This is a genomic window from Sphingobacterium alkalisoli, from assembly GCF_005049105.1.
Lineage (GTDB): Bacteria > Bacteroidota > Bacteroidia > Sphingobacteriales > Sphingobacteriaceae > Sphingobacterium > Sphingobacterium alkalisoli.
In genome coordinates, this window is the sequence record NZ_SUKA01000002.1 from 157497 (window position 1) to 180530 (window position 23034).

20 protein-coding genes are annotated in these 23034 nt (G+C 40.5%); 12 read left to right on the top strand and 8 right to left on the bottom strand.

Annotation, left to right across the window (positions count from 1 at the left end):
* Nucleotides 1–53: 53 nt before the first annotated feature.
* On the bottom strand, nt 54–197 hold the full coding sequence (locus tag FAZ19_RS23805; RefSeq protein WP_169305583.1) for a hypothetical protein: 144 nt from the start codon (nt 195–197) through the stop codon (nt 54–56).
* A gap of 100 nt (nt 198–297) precedes the next feature.
* Between FAZ19_RS23805 and FAZ19_RS06395 the strand changes: the two genes are divergently transcribed.
* The 3 genes from FAZ19_RS06395 to FAZ19_RS06405 are packed head-to-tail and all read left to right on the top strand — an operon-like array spanning nt 298 to nt 2514.
* Nucleotides 298–627 carry an ArsR/SmtB family transcription factor gene (locus FAZ19_RS06395; protein WP_136819897.1) on the top strand — a complete coding sequence of 110 codons (330 nt, stop codon included), beginning with the start codon at nt 298–300 and terminating at the stop codon, nt 625–627.
* Between the two features lie 55 nt (nt 628–682).
* Nucleotides 683–1762, top strand: coding sequence for an ACR3 family arsenite efflux transporter (gene arsB / locus FAZ19_RS06400; protein WP_136819898.1), 1080 nt, complete (start codon nt 683–685; stop codon nt 1760–1762).
* Between the two features lie 17 nt (nt 1763–1779).
* Entirely contained in the window at nt 1780–2514 is a 735-nt protein-coding gene (locus tag FAZ19_RS06405; protein WP_136819899.1) for a metallophosphoesterase family protein, read from the top strand.
* 138 nt (nt 2515–2652) lie between these two features.
* Here FAZ19_RS06405 and FAZ19_RS06410 read toward each other — a convergent pair whose 3' ends face one another.
* Both FAZ19_RS06410 and FAZ19_RS23810 read right to left on the bottom strand, forming a co-directional pair.
* Nucleotides 2653–3111 (bottom strand): DinB family protein, encoded by a 459-nt coding sequence (locus FAZ19_RS06410; protein ID WP_136819900.1) that lies wholly within the window; start codon nt 3109–3111, stop codon nt 2653–2655.
* Between the two features lie 539 nt (nt 3112–3650).
* Nucleotides 3651–3791 carry a hypothetical protein gene (locus FAZ19_RS23810; protein ID WP_169305584.1) on the bottom strand — a complete coding sequence of 47 codons (141 nt, stop codon included), beginning with the start codon at nt 3789–3791 and terminating at the stop codon, nt 3651–3653.
* On the opposite strand from FAZ19_RS23810, the gene FAZ19_RS06415 reads away from it, so the two are divergent.
* Complete coding sequence (locus FAZ19_RS06415; RefSeq protein ID WP_169305585.1) at nt 3782–4585, top strand: helix-turn-helix domain-containing protein; 804 nt, start codon at nt 3782–3784, stop codon at nt 4583–4585. The two genes, FAZ19_RS23810 and FAZ19_RS06415, sit on opposite strands and share 10 nt — an antisense overlap.
* Before the next feature lie 178 nt (nt 4586–4763).
* Nucleotides 4764–7193, top strand: a complete 2430-nt coding sequence (locus tag FAZ19_RS06420; protein WP_136819902.1) for a TonB-dependent receptor — start codon at nt 4764–4766, stop codon at nt 7191–7193.
* Between the two features lie 43 nt (nt 7194–7236).
* Here the strand turns inward: FAZ19_RS06420 and FAZ19_RS06425 are convergent, their stop codons facing one another.
* Nucleotides 7237–7893: a class I SAM-dependent methyltransferase gene (locus FAZ19_RS06425; RefSeq protein WP_136819903.1), complete on the bottom strand. Its 657-nt coding sequence runs from the start codon at nt 7891–7893 to the stop codon at nt 7237–7239.
* Nucleotides 7894–8075: 182 nt separating this feature from the next.
* Here FAZ19_RS06425 and FAZ19_RS06430 point away from each other — a divergent pair, with 182 nt between their 5' ends.
* From FAZ19_RS06430 to FAZ19_RS06445, 4 genes are all read left to right on the top strand, one after another.
* A complete protein-coding gene (locus FAZ19_RS06430; protein WP_136819904.1) occupies nt 8076–8801 on the top strand; it encodes an MIP family channel protein in 726 nt (241 codons plus the stop codon).
* A gap of 106 nt (nt 8802–8907) precedes the next feature.
* Nucleotides 8908–10698 carry a DNA polymerase III subunit gamma/tau gene (locus FAZ19_RS06435; protein WP_136819905.1) on the top strand — a complete coding sequence of 597 codons (1791 nt, stop codon included), beginning with the start codon at nt 8908–8910 and terminating at the stop codon, nt 10696–10698.
* A 73-nt stretch (nt 10699–10771) separates the two neighbouring features.
* Nucleotides 10772–11545, top strand: coding sequence for a 23S rRNA (guanosine(2251)-2'-O)-methyltransferase RlmB (gene rlmB / locus FAZ19_RS06440; protein ID WP_136819906.1), 774 nt, complete (start codon nt 10772–10774; stop codon nt 11543–11545).
* Nucleotides 11546–11564: 19 nt separating this feature from the next.
* Entirely contained in the window at nt 11565–12161 is a 597-nt protein-coding gene (locus tag FAZ19_RS06445; protein WP_136819907.1) for an HPP family protein, read from the top strand.
* A gap of 99 nt (nt 12162–12260) precedes the next feature.
* Here FAZ19_RS06445 and FAZ19_RS06450 read toward each other — a convergent pair whose 3' ends face one another.
* Nucleotides 12261–14069: a DEAD/DEAH box helicase gene (locus FAZ19_RS06450; protein WP_136819908.1), complete on the bottom strand. Its 1809-nt coding sequence runs from the start codon at nt 14067–14069 to the stop codon at nt 12261–12263.
* Nucleotides 14070–14333: 264 nt separating this feature from the next.
* Here FAZ19_RS06450 and FAZ19_RS06455 point away from each other — a divergent pair, with 264 nt between their 5' ends.
* Nucleotides 14334–15809, top strand: a complete 1476-nt coding sequence (locus FAZ19_RS06455; protein ID WP_136819909.1) for an amino acid permease — start codon at nt 14334–14336, stop codon at nt 15807–15809.
* Nucleotides 15810–15899: 90 nt separating this feature from the next.
* On the opposite strand, the gene FAZ19_RS06460 is transcribed toward FAZ19_RS06455, so the two are convergent.
* From FAZ19_RS06460 to FAZ19_RS06470, 3 genes are all read right to left on the bottom strand, one after another.
* Complete coding sequence (locus FAZ19_RS06460) at nt 15900–17255, bottom strand: OmpA family protein (RefSeq protein WP_136819910.1); 1356 nt, start codon at nt 17253–17255, stop codon at nt 15900–15902.
* A gap of 133 nt (nt 17256–17388) precedes the next feature.
* The gene (locus tag FAZ19_RS06465; RefSeq protein ID WP_136819911.1) at nt 17389–18240 is read right to left on the bottom strand and encodes a universal stress protein; all 852 of its coding nucleotides are present in this window, start codon (nt 18238–18240) and stop codon (nt 17389–17391) included.
* Between the two features lie 14 nt (nt 18241–18254).
* Nucleotides 18255–19106: a universal stress protein gene (locus tag FAZ19_RS06470; protein WP_136819912.1), complete on the bottom strand. Its 852-nt coding sequence runs from the start codon at nt 19104–19106 to the stop codon at nt 18255–18257.
* A 192-nt stretch (nt 19107–19298) separates the two neighbouring features.
* Between FAZ19_RS06470 and alaS the strand changes: the two genes are divergently transcribed.
* Both alaS and FAZ19_RS06480 read left to right on the top strand, forming a co-directional pair.
* The gene (gene alaS / locus FAZ19_RS06475; RefSeq protein ID WP_136819913.1) at nt 19299–21911 is read left to right on the top strand and encodes an alanine--tRNA ligase; all 2613 of its coding nucleotides are present in this window, start codon (nt 19299–19301) and stop codon (nt 21909–21911) included.
* A gap of 10 nt (nt 21912–21921) precedes the next feature.
* Entirely contained in the window at nt 21922–23019 is a 1098-nt protein-coding gene (locus FAZ19_RS06480) for a TlpA family protein disulfide reductase (RefSeq protein WP_136819914.1), read from the top strand.
* The last annotated feature ends 15 nt before the right edge of the window (nt 23020–23034 follow it).

Sequence of the window (23034 nt, forward strand, 5' to 3'; positions counted from 1 at the left end):
ATTCGGTCTGAAAAGGGCACAGACGCAACATGTGTCTCAGACGTTTACACTTGTTATACAGCGGATCGAGGTACTCTTGTCGATAGCTCTCCATTATAGCTATACAGTGCGTCAAGAGTTTCCTCTGTTGTCATTCGCACTGATAAGCCGGGCACCTTGTTCGTCATCTTGTCGGTATTATTGCTGATATTTTCCATACGTTTTCTCCGTTCTAATTTCCTTTACATATTATGTACAATATGCCTTGTATTTATAATTTATTTATCGTAGTATTGCGATGTTAAAGGGAAGCAAAAAATGGGCGTAACAAGAACAGATATATTTTCAGAAGAGCAGAATAAACTTGCAGTGCTGTTAAAAGCGATGGCGCATCCTGCACGTATCGCCATCTTACAGGAAATTATGTCGTCCGAATCTTGTATTAATAGCGATCTGGTGAGTGAACTCGGTCTTGCCCAAGCTACCATTTCGCAGCATTTAAAAGAGTTGAAAAACGCAGGCCTTATCCAAGGAACAGTCGAAGGGGTAAGTGTGTGTTATTGTATCCAACCCGAAAATTGGCAGTTGCTTTGTAAACAGCTAGGCCATTTCTTAAATGCATACCAGGTGGCGAAAGATTGTAAATAAAAATTTTAAACTAAATCATCGTTAAATTGCAATATAATAGATTAAATCAACTACTATGTCTACAAATAAATGTGCGCCAGCATCCGAGCGCAAAAAACTAGGATTTCTAGATCGCTATCTTACCCTTTGGATCTTTTTAGCGATGGCTTTCGGTGTTGGTATGGGGCATTTTGTGCCTTCTTCGGCTACTTTTATTAATTCCTATAGTAGTGGTACGACCAATATTCCATTGGCTATCGGCTTGATCTTGATGATGTATCCTCCGTTGGCCAAAGTGAAATATGAAAATCTAGGAAAAGTCTTTAAGGACGTGAAGGTATTAAGCGTTTCTTTGATACTTAACTGGGTTATAGGGCCATTACTGATGTTTTTCTTAGCTATTACGTTTTTGAGGGATTACCCGGAGTATATGGTGGGATTAATCCTGATCGGTTTAGCCCGCTGTATCGCGATGGTAGTGGTTTGGAACGAGCTTGCAGAGGGTAATCGGGAATATGCCGCCGGTTTAATAGCACTGAATAGTATATTTCAGGTTCTTTTTTACAGCGTGTTCGCCTATATTTTTATTACGGTGCTGCCTCCATTATTTGGTATCGAAGGTGCAGAAGTAAATATTACCATTGGTGAGATAGCCAAGAGTGTTGGCATTTATTTAGGGATACCTTTTGCGATGGGCCTTATCACACGCTATTCGTTGATTGGGCTGAAGGGTGAGCGTTGGTTTAACGAAAAGTTTGTTCCCATTATTTCTCCTTTTACCTTAATTGCACTACTTTTTACCATCGTTATCATGTTTAGCTTGAAGGGTGAACTAATTGTTCAGATCCCGATGGACGTGGTGCGGATCGCTATCCCATTGGTGATCTATTTCGCACTGATGTTCATCTTTAGCTTTTTTATAGGAAAGCGTTTTGGAGCCGACTATTCAAAAAACGCCGCTATCGCCTTCACGGCCACAGGCAACAATTTTGAACTGGCTATCGCCGTTGCTATTGGTGTATTCGGTATTAATTCCGGACAAGCCTTTGCCGGAGTAATTGGCCCCCTTGTTGAGGTGCCTGCATTGATTGCTTTGGTCAATGTCGCCTTTTGGTTTAGAAGGAAATATTATAGTGGCACCGAGGCCGTAAAGTAAACATACAACTATTGTAAATGAAAATAGTACTTTTTTCAGATATACATGCGAACCTGCCAGCACTTAACGCCATGTTTGCAGATCTTGACGATAGAAAAGTCGACGCTATATATTGCCTCGGTGATCTTGTTGGATACCACGTATGGCCCAATGAAGTGATCGAACTTATCCGCGCAAGACGGATACCTGTAATCTCAGGAAACCATGATGCAAAAGTGGAAAAAATAAAAGCGAGGGGAGAAAAGGAACCGTCTGAAAAAAATTACGCATATAACCTTATCAATGACGAGAACGCAAGCTATCTTCGCGATCTACCGGCTCATATCAGACTTGAATATCGCTCGATCAAAGAGCAAATTAATTTACTGATGGTTCATGGTAGTCCGCGACGTAATGACGAATATGTACTGTCTGATACGCCCGAGTCAGAGGTGCTCCAAATGATGCAGGAGGCCGGCGCGTCGATACTATGCGTAGCGCACTCGCATAAGCCCTATCATCGTATCATAAAATTGGAAGATCAGCATTGTGTTCATATTATCAATACGGGGTCGGTCGGAAAGCCAAAAGATGGCAATCCACAGGGAGGCTATGTTATTTTAGAACTATCATCGCAAACTACGTTAGTAAAACCTGAATCCATCAAGGTAGAGTTTATCAGGTTTGACTACGACCTTCGGACTGCTATAGCAGCGATTGAAGCGAGTCCTCTACCAAATGAGTTCGCGGATATGTTAAGGGATGCATACTGATCATTCGTTCAATTAGGTAGATATTACATATGGCGTATTTTGGTAGGTATCCCATATGCCAAACTTTGTTTATACAATATAACACTAAATTTTAAGAAGGTGCTGCTTGGTCTGGATCATTGACTCCCCAAAATATGTTTAAATTATTCCGTATTTGTTCACGATCGCCAATTGTCCTGCGTGATAGGCGGTGTGGGAAATAATCCGTCCGAAAGCTTCTGCTTTGGTCTTGGTGCCAAATTCTTTGGTTGTAATTATGGCTTCCCAATCACTGTCTGTTTGTATTTTGACAATACCTTTGAGTTTTTCAAGCGATTCAGAAACGTAGTTTTTCAAAGCAACTAAATCTAACCATTCGCCTGAGTCTCTTTTTTCGATAACGGTCTTAGCGGTTACTTTAACCGTGCTATCGCCAAAAACGTTTTTGGCAAATAATAGCTCTACTTCTCCAATATGACGAATTAAAAACCCTACCGAATTAGGCGAATTACCCAATTTCTTTTTTAAATCTTCTGTAGTGAGATTGTCTAACTGGTTGGAAAATCGTGTTCGGGCTTCTAACCAAAGTTCAAGTAACAATTCTGTTTTTGTTTTCATTTTCATCTATTTATTAACCTTTCACAAACTTAGATAAATTTGCTTAGATGCAATTATAATCCCATTGAATAAAAGTGCAGACGCATGGTACCTTGGACGAAACATAGTTGAGCTTCGATCGAACAGATATTCCAGCCTTTATTTAGAATGATAAACCTTGTAGTGCATTTCAATTAACTCATGATGGGCTCCGTGTTGCTTACTATATCTTAAAAAGTAAGGTAATTTGGTAAATGTACTGACAACGATAAAATAGAAAATTTCCGTAATTTTATCCGCTGAGATCGCCAGTTATTGCTGGCTTAGGTAAGAGATAGGAGGTACACCTCTTCTAAAAAATATATAGGAAACAATGTCAGTAATTTTAAACATCGGGATTATATTGTCTTTTTTTCTGGGTATTCTTTTGTTCTCCAAAAAGAACAAGGTGCTTACTGACAATATCTTATCGTTGTGGCTAGCTACTATCGGCATTCATCTAACGGGGTATTTTTTGAATCTCGAAGGATATTGGGAACGTTATCCACACTTAATTGGGATTACAACGCCGATTCCACTCTTGTATGGGCCATTTTTATACCTTTACCTTGTTTATTCGACACAGAACAGCCATCAATTGAAATCTCTTGATTACCTGCATTTTGTACCTGCAGTCTTATCGTATTTGTATATGTTGCCATTTTATTTTTCCTATTCAGCATATGAAAAGGTAGCGGTAGATAAAGGGCTTGTTGATGATTATAGTGTATTTTCTACTATTTTACTTGTTGGTTTTATTGTTTCCGGCTTGGTTTACTCCATCATCTCGTACAGAAAATTGCATCAGCGAAAAAATCTGCTTTTGGATAATTTTTCATATGAAAACCGCATTAGTCTCAGCTGGCTTCGGTATTCAATTTTAGCAATTGCATTTGTTTTTATAATGGCAGCACTGGTTTCCATATTCCGTGAAGGACTTGGATTTAGCTTTCCTTTTAATGCCGATATTTTATTTTATTCGATCATTGTTGGGTTTGTTGTTTTTATTGGATATTCGGGGATTCGCCAGCAAGACCTGTTTTCAAACAACCTAAAAAGCGGACATGAACTAGTGAATGCGGAAAGTGGGTATAAAAAATCAGGACTAAAAGAAGATATTGCCGTCATCAAACACAGAGAGCTATTGCGCGTGATGGAAAATGAAAAACCTTATATCAATCCAAAACTTACTTTAAGTGAACTATCGCATCGCTTAGAAATGTCGCCCAACAATATGTCACAATTAATCAACCAATATGAACAAGTAAACTTTTATGACTTTGTTAATAAATACCGGGTGGAAGAGTTTATAAGAAGGGCGAACTCTAATACTAATTTTAGCCTTCTCGCTCATGCCCTTGACTCAGGTTTTAACTCAAAATCAGCGTTCAACTCGGTTTTTAAGAAGCTTAAATCCGAAACACCTTCCCAATATTTAGCTAAACGGAAGGATTAGGGCGATATTTAGCAAAATTTCTTTTTAAAATAAAACCCTTCAATGTATTGATAACGAGTGACTAACATGTCCTGTCCTATAGGGGTATACTTTTAAACGTCTAGTCTTTCACGTTAGGGCGATGTACTTAGATTTCTGTAGAATATTTGCGCTATAAATATTTCAGAATACAGAAATCATGAACATCAATAATTTTAAAGCGAACACCAACATTATCACATCTCTTCTTTGTAGAATAGAAGCCCGGTTTTTCAATAAGCGACTAGATATCCGTTTTTGGGTTAGTTTGGTTGTTTTTTTGATGCTTTCTTTTGGAACTATAACCAGATTGTTTGCACAGGAGATCACCACAAGTATCAGTGGAAAAGTGTATGATGCGATAACCAATAATCCGCTGCCGTCGGTAACCGTCATTTTAAAAAATACAAACCCTTCAGTCGTAACGGTAACGGATACATACGGGCGTTTCCACTTAGAAAAGATAAAATTAGGACGTCAAACCCTTTCATTTTCAATAACTGGATACGATACATATGTAATTGAAGAACTATTGGTAGGCTCAGGGCAGGTTGTTGATTTGAAGGTTGGAATGCAGCCCAGCAATAATCAGCTTGATGAAGTGGTGGTTCGGGTTAGTAAATTCACACCTTTAAATAGTATGGCTACGCTAAGCAGCCGCCCATTTACTGTAGAAGAAACGCAGCGGTATGCAGGGGGTATGGACGATCCGGCACGATTGGCAGCATCGTTTGCAGGGGTGGCCAATCCATCCATCAGTGACAATGGAATTTCGGTACGCGGCAATAATCCTGACGGGCTCTTGTGGCGGATTGAAGGAGTCGAAGTACCAAACCCTAACCACTTTGCAAACCTTTCCATAGCCGGAGGGGGCATGCTTTCGGCCATTAGCAGCCAAATGATGGGCAATAGCGATTTCTTTACGGGGGCATTTCCTGCAGAATATGGTAATGCTGTGTCGGGTGTATTTGATATAAAACTGCTGGAAGGTAACCGCTACAAATGCCAATCTGCATTTAAAGCTGGGGTATTGGGGGTTGAAGCAATGACGCAGGGGCCACTTCGAAAAAATGCAGATGGCACATATATTATCAATTACCGTAATTCGACAATGGCTTTACTTGCCCCACTTTTACCTAGCGATGCTGGTATTTTGAAATATCAGGATCTCTCCTTCAAAACCGATTTTCCAACAAAAAAACTTGGCCAATTTACCATTTGGGGAATAGGTGTCCTGGATGGCGTAAAGAATAACGCTATTGACAGTGCTGAGTGGGAGTCGGATTCTCAGCGGACCAATTCAAAAACTGCCATGTATATGTATGCATTGGCATTGTCTCATAAAACGATGTTACCTGGTAATGCATTCCTTAAAACAATAGCTTCTGTCACAGGCAGCGGATTGGATTTTTCTGAAGATTGGCTGGATTATATGATGCAGGCACATCCGCAATCGAAAGCAAGAAACAATACGAGCACTATTACTTTACAAAGCGAAATTACCACAAACTTTCATAAACAACACGCTAATAAAACAGGAATACGTTATAGCCAGAACTACTTTTCTCTAGATGTAGGGCAGTCGCTTGCAAGCGGTGAACCGCCTATCCCAATTACAAATCAAACAGGTAATACCGGATTTATGCAAGTGTTCTCTCAGTCGAAGTTTAATTTAACACCACGCTTGGTGCTCAATGCAGGTGTCAATATGCAATATCTGCTACTTAATAACGCTCTTTCTGTCGAGCCTCGATTGGGTGTGAAATACCACATCAACGACAAACAGAACCTTGGATTTGCCTATGGTCTCCACAGTAGAATGGAGCAACTGTCTGTTTATTTTGCATCTGTACAAGGCAGCTATCCCAATACGAGTCTTGATTTTGCCAAATCTGCGCATTATGTATTTTCATACCAAGTGAAGATCGCCGATAACCTACGTCTAAACATCGAACCCTATTACCAATATCTAAGTAGTGTGCCTGTATCTTCAAAGGGCTATATTTCAACATTGAACAATAGCAATAATCTTTTCTTTAACCAGGCGCTTGTAAGCGAAGGGAAGGGGAGGAATATCGGTGTTGATTTTACGCTGGAAAAACACCTAAGCAAAGGCTACTACGGTATGTTTACCGCTTCTCTTTTCGATTCTAACTATACTGGGGCAGATGGCATTAAAAGAAATACGCTGTACAATAGGAATTTTGTTTTTAATATCTTAGGGGGAAAAGAGTGGCGACTTCGCGAAAATAATATTTTCAGCGCGAACATCCGGCTGAATTATTTAGGAGGAGACCGTATAGAACCTATCGATAGGGAAGCTTCCCTGCAACGCAAAGAGGTAGTGTATCGTGAGACGGAAGAAAATATCGCTTTTAGCAAAAAGCGTAGGGATCTTCCTTTACTTTCGTTAACACTTTCATACCGGCTCAACAGAAGTAAATATTCATCATTATGGTCCCTTCAGATACTTAATGCTACCGGTACCGAAGAATACGTAATGGATTTTTACAACCTAAAAACAAAGACAGTAGATACAAAATACGATCGGCTGTTAATCCCTAACATCAGTTATAAAATTGAATTTTAGCTTAATGGCCAACATAGATCTTTTAAACAAACGTTGGTACTTGCTATTTAGAAAGTGTAACTGTAGTAAATTCCCTTGTTACCAAGTCTCCCGTTTTGCTTTTGATCTGTTCATGCAACGACTGCACATCGCTAATTTTAAAGGCACTTTGTTCAGCTAAACTGGTCACTTTGTTCGTGTCGTATAGTTCAAACCCAAAGGGGGTGAAGGGAAGTTTTTCCATAAAATCTCGCTGCGCAAACGTAATGTTAACGATGCCGTTCGGTTTGGTAACCCGATACAGCTCGACAAACAATGCGGTAGGTTCTGTCCAAAAATAAATCGTATTTACCGTGAAAATTTTATCAAAATAATCGGTTGAAAAGGGGATATTCACACCGTCATATAAATGGAAAGAGGCTCGCCCACAATCGATGAAATCTCGATTAATTCGTTGCGCTTCTTCGGTCATTAGCTCAGCCATTTCTAGACCATAATAAGTGCTGTCTTTTTGCTGATGAAGCAAATAGGAAAGATGTCCGCAGTTTCCATGGCCAAGCTCCAGTACGTTTTCGCGGGGACCAATTTTTAACAGATCGATCGCATGGCGGGTCATCTTTTTATTGGTTTCATTCATCATACTGGCTACTTCAATTCCCTTTTCTCCGTGTGGCTGCCTCAATTGGGCAGCCAACTCACTTAGTTCTTGTTCATTTGGCATTGTTGTCTTTTTATGTAAAAGTATGAATATTGGTTGAAAATGGTATGAAAAATAGTCGTTTAAAATGGGATAGACGCAGAAATATGACCCCAATATATAATTTAGATTAAATAATTACTCTATTGTTAGTGTGATTGCTTAAAATTTACTAATTTTAAGTGTATTATAAAACTTACTATGTAATGGAAATTAAAACATCATCAAAATTTATTGCTGAACTGATTGGAACTTTTGGTTTGGTATTGTTTGGATGTGGGGCCGCTGCAGTAGCAGGGGGTGCCACTTTAGCAGGTACAGCCGGGCTAGGATTACTGGGTATTTCTGTCGCTTTTGGTCTATCCGTTGTGGTATTCGCTTATGCAATTGGTGGTATCTCGGGATGCCACATTAATCCCGCCGTTACAATCGGCGTTCTCGTTGCTGGGCGAATATCCGCGAAAGATGCTGCTATATACATTGTAGCGCAACTTGTTGGAGCATTATTAGGTGCTTTTGTCTTGCAAACCTTGTTGAGTGGGCAATTGGCCGGATTCACAGCAGGAGAGTGGGCATACGGTTCGAATGGATGGGGAGAGGGGTATCAAAATGAATATGGTACCGGGGCTGCTTTTCTAACAGAAGCCGTTTTGGCCTTTATTTTCTTGTTTGTGATTTTAGCAACGACTTCTAAGGTCGGTAATGCCACAATGGCTGGTTTAGCCATTGGTTTTACCTTGTTGTTAATTCACCTAGTTGCAATTCCTATCACGGGCACTTCGGTGAATCCAGCTCGCTCATTCGGTCCGGCTTTATTGGCTGGAGGACAGGCATTGTCGCAGTTGTGGCTATTCATCGTCGCTCCAGTGGCCGGAGCAATACTTGCTGCCGTTGTTTGGAAGGCAATCGAACCAAAAGAAACGGTATATTAATCTTTTTCTTTTTGATCGTAGAAAATCGGGATCCTGAAATGCGGGGTTCCGATTTTTTACTTTTTAATTTTTACTTTTACTTCCTAAAATCCGTATCTTCGTAGCAATGGATAATTTCATTGTCTCTGCTCGTAAATACCGCCCTGTTACCTTCGATTCTGTCGTGGGGCAGCAGCACGTGACGAATACCCTAAAGAATGCGATTCATAATAATCAACTGGCTCAAGCCTTTCTGTTTTGTGGACCTCGGGGTGTTGGTAAGACTACGTGCGCGCGTATTTTGGCCAAGACAATAAATTGCGAAAATATATCGGCATCGTCTGAAGCCTGTGGTACATGCGAAAGCTGTAAGTCGTTTCAAAATGGGGCTTCATTTAGTATCCATGAACTAGACGCTGCATCGAACAATTCCGTCGAAGATATCCGGAGTCTTATAGAGCAAGTACGTATCCCACCCCAGGTAGGTAAATATAAAATTTATATTATTGACGAGGTGCACATGCTTTCCCAGGCGGCTTTCAACGCTTTTCTTAAAACCTTGGAAGAGCCTCCTGCATATGCAATTTTCATTCTCGCTACAACAGAAAAACATAAAATATTACCGACGATATTATCGCGCTGTCAAATTTTTGATTTTAATCGAATCAAAGTAGAGGATATGGCTGGGCATCTAGCGACTATTGCGCAAAAAGAATCCATCAGCTACGAAGAAGATGGGTTACATATTATTGCGCAAAAGGCGGACGGCGGTCTTCGGGATGCGTTATCGATGTTTGATCAGATTGCTAGTTTTTCGAATAAACAGATTACTTATCAAGCTGTAATCGATAATCTCAATATCTTGGATTACGATTATTATTTTCAATTGATGGCTGCCGTTGCCGAAGAAAATGCAGCTGATACATTATTGATTTTTGATAATATTTTGAATCGCGGTTTTGATGGAGGGCATTTTATTGCCGGATTATCTTCGCACCTTCGAAATTTATTGGTCACAAAAGATCCAAAAACCCTTCAGCTACTCGAAGTAAGCGATAATATAAAAAGGCGTTATTTGGACCAATCTCAGAAAATTAACACCGGTTTACTGTTATCGGCGTTGAATATTGCAAATCAATGTGAAGTAAACTATCGCACCAGTAAGAATCATCGATTGCAGGTGGAATTGACCTTGCTTAAACTCTGTCATTTGTCTTCCGCCATCAAATTAGGCACAAACGGTATATCAGCATCAAGTGCTGAATTAAAAAAAAAACTCCCTGAATCAGTAAAGGTTGCTGAAAGTAACGCTCCTAATATCACCAATAACACTATTCCTTCCCCTGTCGTGCCCAGCACTGTTGCCAGTTCCGCGATCACGGCGAATAATGTGCCAGCCCCTTCTGTTCCATCGTCGACAGCAGTCAAATCGGGCACACCGGTAAAAGGATGGGGAAGCTATAAGCCCTCAACGACTATCCCAAGTTTAAATACGGTTTTTGAAGAGAAGGCCTTAGAGGAAGATGAAGAAGAACTGGTAAAAGGAGATGAATTTCTTGAAATCACGTTTAATGGCTTCTTGGAAAAATGGAACGTGTTAGCCGAAAATCTAAAAGTAGGAAATCGTATCACCCTTTATACGATTATGACGACAAGTCAGCCCCGTTTGAATGGAAATCTAATCGAAGTTGATGTAGAAAATGCGGTACAGATGGATCAGCTTAGAGAAGGCAAGATAGATATACTTAATTATCTTCGGGTAGCGTTACGGAATTTTTCGTTAGACCTGGAGGGTATTCAAATAGAACAATCTAAAATTCGAAAGCCGTATACCTCGCAGGAGAAATATCAGGTAATGGCCACAAAGAATCCTGCATTAGAAACCTTGCGTAAAACCTTTAACTTAGGACTAAGTTAAAACCAAAATTTCTTTTCTTATCTTTGCCACAATAGCACAATACGGTGGCTATTTTTTTATTATAAGGAGTAACATGGCTTTCCATATTAGAGACAACAGGGGTGAAAAAAGAGAAACCAACCAGATGGTTTTTGGTATCCGCGCAGTTATAGAGGCAATAGATAGTGGAAAAGAAATTGAATCCCTATTTGTACAGCGTGGCTTAAGTGGAAGTCTGTTTTTAGAGCTGAAATCCTTACTCAAGGAACATAATCTAGGCTATCAGCAGGTTCCGATCGAAAAGCTGAACCGTATTACAGGGAAGAACCACCAAGGTGTTATTGCTGTCATTTCACCTATTGTTTATCATCAGATAGAAGATTTGCTGCCTACAATTTATGAGAAAGGTGAAACACCTTTTTTGTTGATGCTGGATGGCGTTACGGATGTGCGTAATATGGGCGCGATAGCACGTACTGCGGAATGTGCGGGGGTACACGCGATCATAGTGCCACGGAAAGGTTCGGCGGAGATTAATCCAGATGCAATTAAGACATCTGCGGGAGCGTTATATAAAATTCCTGTCTGTCGACAAGACAGTTTGGGTAAGGTAGGACGCTATTTGATAGAGTCGGGGGTTCAGTTGGTCGTAAGTACAGAAAAAACACAGGATTCCATCTACGGTATTGATTATACGGGCCCGACCTGTATCATAATGGGTGCAGAAGATGTAGGCGTTTCAGACGACTTGATTCGCATTTCGGATAAGCTGGCCAAAATACCGATGTTTGGCGAAATTGCTTCTTTGAACGTATCTGTTTCAGCGGCTGTTGTAATGTATGAAGCAATCCGTCAACGTACTAAATAATGTGAATATTAGTACAAGAATGTCGCCCAAAAAATTCAAAAGGCAATTACGAGTTTATCGCATAGTGTTCTATAGAGAGACCTTAGTGGATCCCAGAGAGCACTTTTGGTCCTTCGTAGGTGCATTTATAGGGATAAGTATCATCGCTTTTATGCAATCATTGAGTCTCCCAAGTATTGAGAATGTTTTTTTGATAGGATCTTTTGGCGCGTCGAGTGTATTGATATATGGGGCTATAGAAAGTCCGTTGGCGCAACCGCGTAATTTGATTGGTGGTCATGTCGTTTCTGCTCTGATTGGAGTTTCGGTTGCACAGATTATGCCCGATATCTTATGGCTAACTGCTCCTACATCAGTTGCATTATCTATTGTCGTAATGCAGGTGACCCGTACGTTACATCCACCTGGTGGCGCAACTGCATTAATAGCTGTAACCGGTGGAACAAAGATTGCTTCGATGGGATACTGGTATGTTCTGAATCCAGTGTTATCGGGAGCACTAATTCTGTTTCTTGTAGCCTTGCTATTTAATAATATTACCAAAAATAGACACTATCCGGCAAAAAACTCACGCCTGCGCCTGTCAAGGAGAAGGCAATTGCGTAAAAGATTTTAATAATCTCTTTCGAAATAATAAACGGATATTAAAGTCTGTAATGCATAAAAGCTCCCTTTATCGAGGGAGCTTTTAGTATTAAAGTAGTAATGCTAATTACTAGTATTTACTTTTAGATTCGCGGCGTTTGCCAGAGAAGTCGCGGAAACCACCGCTACTACGCTCTTTACGTTCACCACCACTTCGGCGTTCGCCTCCGGCGCTACCACCAAAGCGTGAGCGTCCGCTGCGTTCACCGCCACCACTACGTGAACGGCCACCACGATCCGAAGAACCGCCTTCGCCCGATACTTCTATACGAACATTTCTGCCGTTGAAATCAACACCTTTAAATCCTTGGATTACTTTATCTACATCAGCATCTTGTACTTCAAAGAAAGTATAAACGCCTTTTAAATCTATTTTACCAATTGATTTTCCGGATATTTTCGTTGTGTTACAGATGAAGCCTAAGATCTCCCCACGATTGAATTCGTCTACTGAACCTAAGTTCATAAATAACCGTGTGAATCCTTTAGAACCACCACGTTCTCTGCGTTCTCCTCTATCAAAATCACGATCGCCTCTTCCTGTATCGCGTGCATCGATATTTAAATCAGGAGCATCTTTATAATACTCTAAGAAACGGTTGAACTCAAGAGAAGCAAATCTTTTCACGATATCTTCTTTAGATAAAGATTCAAAACCTTCCATGATAGCAGGTAAGAATTGATTGATTTGTTCTTCGTTGATTGCTACATTTTGAACTTTATCAACAATAGTTAATAATTGCTTTTCAACGACTGCAGAACCTTGCGGAACTTCTTTACGCTCAAATGATTTGCCAATTACTTTTTCCAGATGACGGATTTTACTCTGCTCTTTAAGGTTTATTAAAGAGATTGAAATACCTGTCTTACCAGCGCGGGCTGTACGACCCGAACGGTGAGTATAGTTTTCAATTTCATCAGGCAATGAGAAGTTAATGACGTGTGTTACGTTGTTAACATCAATTCCACGCGCCGCAACATCTGTAGCGATCAACAATTGTAAACTGCGATCACGGTAACGTTTCATTACTTTATCACGTTGTTGCTGAGATAAATCTCCGTGAAGCGAATCTGCATTGTAGCCATCTTTAATTAAGGCTTCGGCAATTTCTTGCGTTTCAATTTTTGTACGACAAAATACGATACCAAAGATCTCTGGATTAGAATCCACGATACGTTTAAAGGCGGCGTATTTATCTTTTGCTCTAATTAAATAATAGTTGTGCTCGATGTTTGCGTTACCTGTGTTTTTGGTACCTACTGTCATCTCTACTGGATCGGTCATATAGTTTTTAGCTATACGGCGAACTTCAGTCGGCATGGTGGCCGAGAATAACCATGTTTTTTTAGTGTCAGGAGTCTCTGACAAAATGTTGTTGATGTCTTCTTGGAAACCCATGTTCAACATTTCGTCCGCTTCATCTAAAACAACATAATTCACTTGGGAAAAATCAATCGCCTTACGACCGATAATATCCAACATACGACCCGGGGTCGCTACTACAATCTGCACACCACGTCTAATCTGACGTAGTTGGTCGCTGATATTTGCACCTCCATATACAGCCACAACATTCACGTTGTCGATGTACTTAGCATATTTTTCTAAATCTTTTGCGATTTGCAAACACAATTCACGTGTTGGACATAAGACCAAGGCTTGTGGGTGTTTTTGAGAAAAGTCTAATTGCTCTAATAATGGAAGACCAAATGCCGCTGTCTTACCTGTGCCGGTTTGGGCTAATCCGACAAAATCATCGTTGCCAGTCAATAAAACAGGAATGGCTTTTTCCTGAATCTCGGAAGGTTTTTCAAAACCTAACTCTGTGATGGCATTAACAACCTCATGACGGATTCCCAGTTCTAAAAATGGGTTCATGAAATAAATTATACAATAGGCTCTATTGCCTAAGGCGATGCAAAGATAAAAACATTAAATGAATAATCCTAGTGTTCAGTATATTATAATTATAAAAACATCTTGTGGTACAAATAGGATACACCGAAGGTAACTGCAATACGTCTTAGCTGTAATTAATAGCATGGAGGGCTATTTGCTGGTAGAATTGTTAAATTTTCAATAAGCCATTGGTTTTTTTTATTTTTTTTTAGCTTTGAGTCTGTAAATATATTAATCTTAATTATGTGGTATAAAAAATCGATTTCTAAATTGGTCGCGGAGGCTGAGCAAAGTGGCGAAGGCACGTTGAAGCGAACCCTATCAAGCAGAGGACTGGTCGCTCTAGGGGTTGGCGCAATTATCGGAGCAGGGTTGTTTTCGCTAACAGGGATAGCCGCAGCGGATCATGCAGGGCCAGCGGTGATGCTTTCGTTCATTATTGCGGCGGTGGGTTGCGCATTTGCAGGGCTATGTTATGCCGAGTTTGCGTCTATGATACCGGTAGCAGGAAGTGCATATACCTATTCTTACGCGACAATGGGGGAGTTCATGGCGTGGATTATCGGATGGGATTTGGTACTGGAGTACGCACTAGCCGCGGCTACTGTAGCGGCAAGTTGGTCTCAGTATTTCAATCAATTGTTGCTCATCTTTGGGCTAGAACTGCCGGCGGAATTACTAACTGGCCCATGGGAAGGCGGCATGGTAAATCTTCCGGCCATTGTAATTGTCTGTTTGCTGTCTTTATTACTGATGCGCGGCACGCAGGAATCATCTTTTGTAAATAATATTCTAGTTGTGCTTAAAGTTGCAGTTGTATTGTTGTTTATCGCGCTGGGTTGGCAATTTATAGATCCTGCAAACCATACTCCTTTTATCCCTGTAAACGAAGGAGAGACTTTACTTAGAAACGGGGAAATAGGATTCTTTGATTTTTTCAAAGATGGGTATTTTGGTCACTATGGAATTAGTGGGGTTTTACGTGCCGCAGGGGTTGTTTTCTTCGCATTTATCGGGTTCGACGCGGTTAGCACTGCAGCACAGGAAGCGAAAGATCCTAAAAAGGGAATGCCCATTGGAATTATAGGATCACTTATCATATGTACAATCTTATATGTACTTTTTTCTTACGTGATGACTGGCCTAGCACCGTACACAGATTTTAAGGGAGATGCAAAACCTGTTGCTACTGCCTTTGAGAATACAGGCTATCATTTTTTGAACACGGCTATGATCATTACGATTATTGCCGGGTATACTTCTGTTATTCTGGTGATGCTGCTGGGGCAGAGTCGTGTCTTTTACACCATGAGTAGAGATGGCTTATTGCCAAAAATATTTTCTGATCTATCTAAAAGACAGACTCCGTGGAAAACAAACTTAATATTTATGGTTTTCGTTAGTATTTTCGCCGGTTTTGTGCCTGTGTCCGATTTAGGGCATATGGTAAGTATTGGAACGCTACTCGCATTCACCTTAGTATGTATCGGCGTATTGGTGCTTAGGAAAAAAGATCCATTGGCAGAGCGTCCTTTTAGAACACCGTTAGTTCCGTTAATACCTGTACTGGGTATCATTGTTTGTGTGCTGATGATGGCCTCCCTTCCGCTCGAAAGCTGGGAACGTCTTGCCATTTGGATGATTATCGGTGTGGTTATCTATTTCTTGTACGGAAAAAAACACAGCGTACTTCGCAAGGAGATTGAAGATGGAGACTAAACTCCGTAGTACGATCGTATTGCTATAACAATATGGTTTAAAATAAAAAAGGGAGCTCGAGGGCTCCCTTTTCACGACATAGCGTTTTTATTAATAGAGTGTGAATTCTACTCGACGATTTTGTTGACGGCCTTCCGCTGTTGCATTAGTAGCAATTGGTTGGTTTGGTCCATAGCCTGTAGCTTCTATACGGGATGCGTTAGCTCCTTTAGAAACTAGATAAGCTCTTATCGCCTCTGCACGCTCTTTTGACAAACGTAAGTTGGTTTGCATAGAGCCCGTGTTGTCTGTATGACCAGCTAATTTCAAACTGAAGTTTTTCTCAATCAATAATGTGGCTACGCGATCCAAAGAGGAAAATGACGTAGAGCGGATCGTAGATTTGCCAAGATCAAATTCGAGATTTTTGATCGCTTCATTTACTACCTTTTTATCTTCTTCGGTAACGACAATTTTCTCGATTACTTTCGTTTCATTTTTCATTTCTGGAAGTGGGCAACCTGAGCCATCTACCTTAACTCCTGCAGGAGTATTGGGGCATTTGTCAAATTTATTTGCTACACCGTCTCCGTCATCATCATTTAACGCGTCATTCAACGTGTTCATTTGAGATTTTAATTCATTATTGGAAGCGACCAGTGCGTCACGCTCCGATTTCAGCTCATCATACTTTTTGGTATAATCATCCACCAAGGTAGCGACGGGGTTACTGTTGCCTAAGTAAGGTTTGTTTCCGTTTCCTAAAGCAATCTCTAAACCGGCATGCGCGTAAGAGAACAAATCATTTTTAAACGTTCCACCGGGTTTGCCGTCAAAATCTTGATTAGCCCAATTTAATTGGTATCCTAAATCAAGGTTGATGCCTTTTGCGATGGCAAACTTAAATCCTGCGTCTACGGGTACATACAATTTTGTCTGCGATTCGTGCATGGTTTCATTGCCGCCTACATCTTTGGTGGTGGTTTCAAAGTTCAGTCCACCTAGTCCGACAGCGACGTAAGGTTTGATAAAACTATTGAAAAACCGCCAATTGGTGTTGGCCATGGTCCATTCTGCAGACAAGGCTGCAGACCATGGCATTTCGGTTTCAAATTCGGCAACTGTACCGGGCAGGGCAGATATTTCATTTTCATTTACACCACCTACTTTTCCGCCCATATATTGTGCTTTTAATCCAAATGAGGGAGAAATTTGTTTTTTGATATACGCGCTGTATCCCAAGTTGTGGTTTAATTTATCAAAACCATCGCGGTTAAAACCAAAGATGTTGGATTGATTCAGAAGACCAGCATTGATCCCTACAGACCATGTTCTGTATTCTGAAGTCGAACCCAGAGGAGAAGTGCCTTCAATCGAAGTCTTGTTTCTTTCTTGGGCGAATGATGCAGTGGTAATCATACCCGCAGCAATCAACATAGATACTTTTTGTAAACTTTTAATTTCCATAAAATTTAATTTAGTACAAAGTCTATGGCAAATCTGCTGCCAAATTATTCCATCGCCAACTTTTAGTGCTAACAATGCATAAAAAATAGTTATCTGTAGCCGATACGCTACAATATCTGCATTCTTCGGTAGGCTACGACTTGGCGAAAAATTTCGGTATTTTAATTTGATAAGCCATTCTTTTGACAATATTCTCTGATGTAATCTGTCGTAAGAAACTCTTTTTGCTTTTTGTAACCAACAGGATGTCTATTAACTCATCGGAGATGACCGAATCGATAGCGGATGAGATGTTTTCTTTGTATTGAATAAAGAAGGATTGATTCTTCACGACATAGGAAATATTGTCTATGCCGGTCTCTTCGATGATTTGAGGTATAAAGGAGTCGAATTTTTTGTCTATGCTAGACATAGGGCTATTATCGGTATTGATGTGTATCAATATTAATTCGAAATCGGTATTAAATACTTTTATCGCCTGCTTTAATGCATCTATTTCCCCGTCTTTGAAATTACATAGCAAGCCTATTTTATCTTTTTTAAATTTCTTTGAATTTAAAGGTATCGCTAACACCGGGGTCATCGAGTTCTGGAACACATCATACATGTTGGATCCGATTAATAGCGCATCAAGCCCAGAGGAACCTTTCGTGCCCATAACAATAGCATCATACGCATTTGAATGCGTTAGCTTTTTGATTTCTTCATATAAGTTTCCATCTTTAAAGATGGTATTTATGTTTACTTGTGGATACTTTTCTATTATTCTTGAAATCACATGTTGCATATCCCGTTTTGCCATACCAACCCGAGGGTCGATTAAATCTGGTGTGTCAATCGCATTGCTATAGATATTTGTGTGGTCCGTGAAAATATGGACCAAATCTATATCGTGATAGGTTTGTTTAGCAATTTCGCAGCCCACTTCAATAGCATTTTGGGAATATTCGGAGAAATCGACGGGAATGAGTATTTTACTTGTCATGGCTTAATGAGTTTTTAATTGTTGTCAAAGAATGTAGGCTTCCTGAGGTTGAGCGTAAGCTCTTTTGAAACCGACTTTTTAAATAGGCGTTCAAAGAAGCTTTTGCGTGTTTTGGTAACTACTATCATATCAAAATCTTCTCTATTGATTGTGTTATTGATCACTTCTGCAACGGTATCTAACTCTTTGTCCGATTCGTCAATACATTCCAATGTGCTTGATACCTCTTCTATCCCATTTAGTTCTTGAATGATAAATAACCAGGAAGCCAATTTTTCTTTACGTTGGTCTATATCTTTTTCATCCTTTACCACATGGATGATTTCAAGATGTCGGACCTGTTGGAATACGTCTAAGAAGTCCTTAAGCGTCTCTAATTCTTCCGGTTTAAAATTCGTTAAAATAGCGGCTTTCTCCAGCTTAAAATTCGTATGTTTATTGGGTATGGCTATTACGGGAACAGGGGATTGGGCACTAATCTGACTTGTATTGCTTCCCCATACAAACGATTTATTACTTCCCCGGCCTGTTGTACCCATTATAATAAGTCCGACGTTTTCTCGTCTTGCATATCCGGGGAGGGTTTCTATTAAAAGACCTCTCTCACATTGTGTTTCTATACCGATGCCAGCGAACTCCTCCCTAAGGTTGTTTCCCAATTCTTCAATTAAGAGGTCTGCTTTAAAAATCTGATCGTCTTCAAATTTCTCCGCCAGCTCTTCTGAATCAAAATTGGACGATAAGGCCGTATAGCAATGATATAAGGTGACAATTGAAGCATTTTTCTGCGCCAGTTTGCAGGCATATTGTGCAGCGAATAATGCATTCTCGGAAAAATCTGTAGGAACTAAAATCTTGTTTTTCATGAAATCTTATCTATACGTATGATCCATATAAATGTACTAAAAATAAATGATTAATAAATGACTATTGTTACGTTTTAGTTGTATCGTCGTTACCTTATCCGCATTTTATACCCCTGTACGATCGTGGATTTTCCGTTGGAAGAGCAATCATTTTTAAGTAGATTTGCATCGTTTATCAAATAGATACAGTTCATGACCAGTAGAGAAATACGCGAGGCTTATTTGAATTTTTTCAAAAGTAAATCCCATCATATTGTGCCATCAGCACCTGTTGTAGTAAAGAATGATCCCACACTGATGTTTACCAACGCGGGAATGAATCAGTTTAAGGATTTGTTTTTAGGAGAAGCCGCCGTTAAATATCCGCGTGTTACAGATACACAACGCTGCCTCAGGGTTTCCGGAAAACATAACGATTTGGAAGAAGTGGGGATAGATACCTACCACCATACCTTGTTTGAAATGCTAGGGAACTGGTCCTTCGGTGATTATTTTAAAAAGGATGCTATTGCTTGGGCTTGGGAGTTGCTTACAGAATTATATAAACTGGATAAGCACAAATTATACGTCACCATTTTCGAAGGTGATGCTTCGGAAGGGTTGGAACGTGATCATGAAGCCTTTGAATTTTGGAGCACACATATAGGGGAGGATCGTATTCTCTTAGGGAACAAAAAGGATAATTTTTGGGAGATGGGTGATACCGGACCTTGTGGACCTTGTTCCGAAATTCATTACGATATGCGTCCGGATGCAGAGCGGGCATTGATTGGCGGACAAGAACTGGTTAATGCAGATCATCCGCAGGTTATTGAAATATGGAACTTGGTATTCATGCAGTTTAATCGCTTGAAAAGTGGAAATCTCGAACCTCTTCCGGCAAAGCATGTTGATACCGGTATGGGGTTTGAAAGGCTTGTGCGTGCCATACAGAGCAAAACCTCCAATTACGATACGGATGTTTTTCAGCCATTGATAACTTATATAGCAGATAAAGCAAATATAAAATACGGTACAGACGAAAAAACCGATATCGCAATGCGGGTCCTGTCGGATCATATTCGGGCCGTGAGCTTCGCTATTGCAGATGGACAGCTACCTTCCAATAATAAGGCGGGGTACGTTATTCGAAGAATCCTCCGTCGTGCGGTGCGCTATGCCTATACCTTCTTAAACTTCAAAAATCCGTTCTTTCACGAGTTGGTCCCCCTGTTAGCAGACCAATTTAAAGGTGTATTTGACGAACTCTACCAACAGCAGGATTTTGTAGCGAAAGTAATATTAGAGGAAGAAGTTTCGTTCTTACGTACATTGACGACAGGCATCCAACGTTTTGAAAACTATGCAGCAGACCACATATCAGTCGATGGCGATTTTGCATTTGAATTGTTCGATACATATGGATTCCCCATCGATTTAACAGATCTTCTGGCGCGCGAAAAAGGTATCTCGGTAGATATGGGCGCATTCCATGTAGCCTTAAACAGACAAAAGGACCGGTCTCGAGCGGCCACGGTTATTGATGCCGGAGATTGGATTGTTGTCGGAGAGGAAACCGATGTGGATTTTATTGGCTATGACCTGCTGACTGCAAAAACTGAAATCATCAAATACCGTAAAGTCACCGCGAAAGGGAAAGATCAGTATCAATTGGTGTTATCGGTTACACCTTTTTATGCCGAAGGCGGTGGGCAGGTTGGAGATACAGGAGTACTTGTTTCCGAATCAGGTGAGACGATATATGTGACAGATACGAAAAAAGAAAATGGCCTTATTATCCATTTCGTGGATAAATTGCCAGCATCTTTCGAAGGTTTTTTTGAGGCAAGTGTAGATAGGGATAAAAGATTGGATTCGGAGAGTAACCACTCTGCTACACATCTATTGCATGCTGCGTTGAAGCAGGTGCTGGGTGAACATGTAAACCAAAAAGGGTCTTTAGTCTCTCCTGATATTTTACGATTTGATATTTCTCATTTTTCAAAAGTCACCGAGGAGGAAATCAAGCAAGTTGAAGATATAGTCAATACCAAGATTCGTGAAAATATCGTACTGAAAGAGGAAAGGCAGGTACCTTATCAGCAGGCGGTCAACGCTGGGGTTACCGCTTTATTTGGTGAAAAATATGGAGACTATGTACGCGTCATCACATTTGAGGACGACTTTTCTAAAGAACTTTGCGGGGGTACACATGTGAAAGCGACAGGGCAGATTGGATTTTTTAAGATTGTTTCTGAATCGGCAGTAGCAGCCGGAGTAAGACGTATCGAAGCAATTACAGGTACAAAAGCTGCTGCGGTAATTAGGGAGCACTTTGAACTGTTTCAACATGTGAAAGATCTTTTAAATAACCCCAAAGATTTTGTGTCGGCTATTGGTAAAATCGTGGAAGAGAACAGTGCGTTGCGAAAAGAGATCGAACATACGATACGAGAGCGGTCGTTAGCCCTGAAAAATGATCTTGAAGCAAAATTCGAAAATATAAACGGCGTTAGTTTTTTATCTACCGTGGTGGATCTTCCGAACGCCGAGGCCGTGAAAACATTAGCCTATGCCTTGAAAGGAGCGATAAGTAATTTGTTTTTGGTGCTGGGTGCAAATTTTGAAGGGAAGCCAAGTTTGACTGTAGTTATCTCGGATGAATTAGCGAAGGAAAAAGGATGGAACGCGGGTAATGTTGTTAGAGATCTGGCTAAGGATATACAAGGCGGCGGCGGTGGGCAACCTTTTTTCGCTACGGCGGGAGGGAAGGATGCATCAGGATTGGATAAAGCTATCCAACGGGCAAGAACGTTTGTGGATTAATCATATAAGGATGAAAGCAAGGAGATTTGTGGTAGGTTTAGTAGGACTCTTCGCATTATGGAGTTGTGGTCAACAGGATGTTATATCCATTTCAGGACAAATAAATAATCCGGGTAATACGAAGGTAGTTGCTTTTTATGAAGGTGATCGTAAATTGGATTCTGTCTTCTTAGGCGACCAGAATAAGTTTAAATTTGAACGGGCAGCGACGCAACCGAGACTTTTGTCTGTCGAAGTAGGGAAAAATAGATATCCTATTATATTGAGTCCCGGTGAAAAGGTGCAATTTGTAACGGATCTTCAAGACCCAGAACAATATGATATTGTTGGATCTGAACTGTCATTAAAATTACGGGAATTTGCACCTGTCAAACGTCGAAAAGAGTTTATTCAGGACTCCCTGCAGGCTTCCTTTGTCAAAGCTACCGCCGGAAAATCGGAAACTGAAATTGAAAATTTGCGCGCGGAATACCTGGCGTCTTTTAAGCAAGAGCTGAGTTACTATACGAAGAGCGTTGTCGATTTTGCGCGTCAAAATCAAAACCTAGCAGGATTCTACGCTATACGCACCCTGGATCCCGAGATCGCAGAGCAGGAAATCATTGCGTATGCGGAACAGATAGACGATCAATTTACCGAAAATAGATATGTAAACCAATTCAAAGAAGAGGCGGCTAAGTTAAAGTTACTCGCCGTAGGGCAACGGGCGCCCGATTTTGAGGCGTATACACCGGATAATAAAGTCGTGAAGCTGTCTGATTACAAAGGCAAGTTAACATTGGTAGATTTCTGGGCATCATGGTGCGTACCCTGTCGTAAAGAGAATCCAAATATCGTACGTTTATACAATCAGTATAAGGATAAGGGATTTACAGTATTGGGTGTTTCTTTTGATAATAATCCAGGCTCCTGGATACGAGCCATCGAAGAAGACAAGCTAATATGGACAAATATTTCAGATTTGAAGGCTTGGAGTTCAGATCTCGTGATCACCTACCGGATAAAAGCAATCCCGGCATCTGTTTTAGTTGATGCGAACGGAAATATAGTTGCTAAAAACTTACGAGGTAAAGAACTGGAAGTTTTTTTAGATAATGCATTAAATTAGAGACGCTTTATTAAT

Coding starts and splice junctions, on each gene's coding strand:
- FAZ19_RS06430 (WP_136819904.1), top strand. CDS start 8,076: ATGGAAATTAAAACATCATCAAAATTTATTGCTGAACTGATTGGAACT.
- FAZ19_RS06420 (WP_136819902.1), top strand. CDS start 4,764: ATGAACATCAATAATTTTAAAGCGAACACCAACATTATCACATCTCTT.
- FAZ19_RS06450 (WP_136819908.1), bottom strand. CDS start 14,069: ATGAACCCATTTTTAGAACTGGGAATCCGTCATGAGGTTGTTAATGCC.
- FAZ19_RS06435 (WP_136819905.1), top strand. CDS start 8,908: ATGGATAATTTCATTGTCTCTGCTCGTAAATACCGCCCTGTTACCTTC.
- FAZ19_RS06480 (WP_136819914.1), top strand. CDS start 21,922: ATGAAAGCAAGGAGATTTGTGGTAGGTTTAGTAGGACTCTTCGCATTA.
- arsB (WP_136819898.1), top strand. CDS start 683: ATGTCTACAAATAAATGTGCGCCAGCATCCGAGCGCAAAAAACTAGGA.
- FAZ19_RS06395 (WP_136819897.1), top strand. CDS start 298: ATGGGCGTAACAAGAACAGATATATTTTCAGAAGAGCAGAATAAACTT.
- FAZ19_RS06415 (WP_169305585.1), top strand. CDS start 3,782: ATGTTGCCATTTTATTTTTCCTATTCAGCATATGAAAAGGTAGCGGTA.
- FAZ19_RS06455 (WP_136819909.1), top strand. CDS start 14,334: ATGTGGTATAAAAAATCGATTTCTAAATTGGTCGCGGAGGCTGAGCAA.
- FAZ19_RS06445 (WP_136819907.1), top strand. CDS start 11,565: ATGTCGCCCAAAAAATTCAAAAGGCAATTACGAGTTTATCGCATAGTG.
- FAZ19_RS06465 (WP_136819911.1), bottom strand. CDS start 18,240: ATGACAAGTAAAATACTCATTCCCGTCGATTTCTCCGAATATTCCCAA.
- alaS (WP_136819913.1), top strand. CDS start 19,299: ATGACCAGTAGAGAAATACGCGAGGCTTATTTGAATTTTTTCAAAAGT.
- FAZ19_RS23805 (WP_169305583.1), bottom strand. CDS start 197: ATGGAAAATATCAGCAATAATACCGACAAGATGACGAACAAGGTGCCC.
- FAZ19_RS06425 (WP_136819903.1), bottom strand. CDS start 7,893: ATGCCAAATGAACAAGAACTAAGTGAGTTGGCTGCCCAATTGAGGCAG.
- FAZ19_RS23810 (WP_169305584.1), bottom strand. CDS start 3,791: ATGGCAACATATACAAATACGATAAGACTGCAGGTACAAAATGCAGGT.
- FAZ19_RS06470 (WP_136819912.1), bottom strand. CDS start 19,106: ATGAAAAACAAGATTTTAGTTCCTACAGATTTTTCCGAGAATGCATTA.
- FAZ19_RS06460 (WP_136819910.1), bottom strand. CDS start 17,255: ATGGAAATTAAAAGTTTACAAAAAGTATCTATGTTGATTGCTGCGGGT.
- FAZ19_RS06405 (WP_136819899.1), top strand. CDS start 1,780: ATGAAAATAGTACTTTTTTCAGATATACATGCGAACCTGCCAGCACTT.
- FAZ19_RS06410 (WP_136819900.1), bottom strand. CDS start 3,111: ATGAAAACAAAAACAGAATTGTTACTTGAACTTTGGTTAGAAGCCCGA.
- rlmB (WP_136819906.1), top strand. CDS start 10,772: ATGGCTTTCCATATTAGAGACAACAGGGGTGAAAAAAGAGAAACCAAC.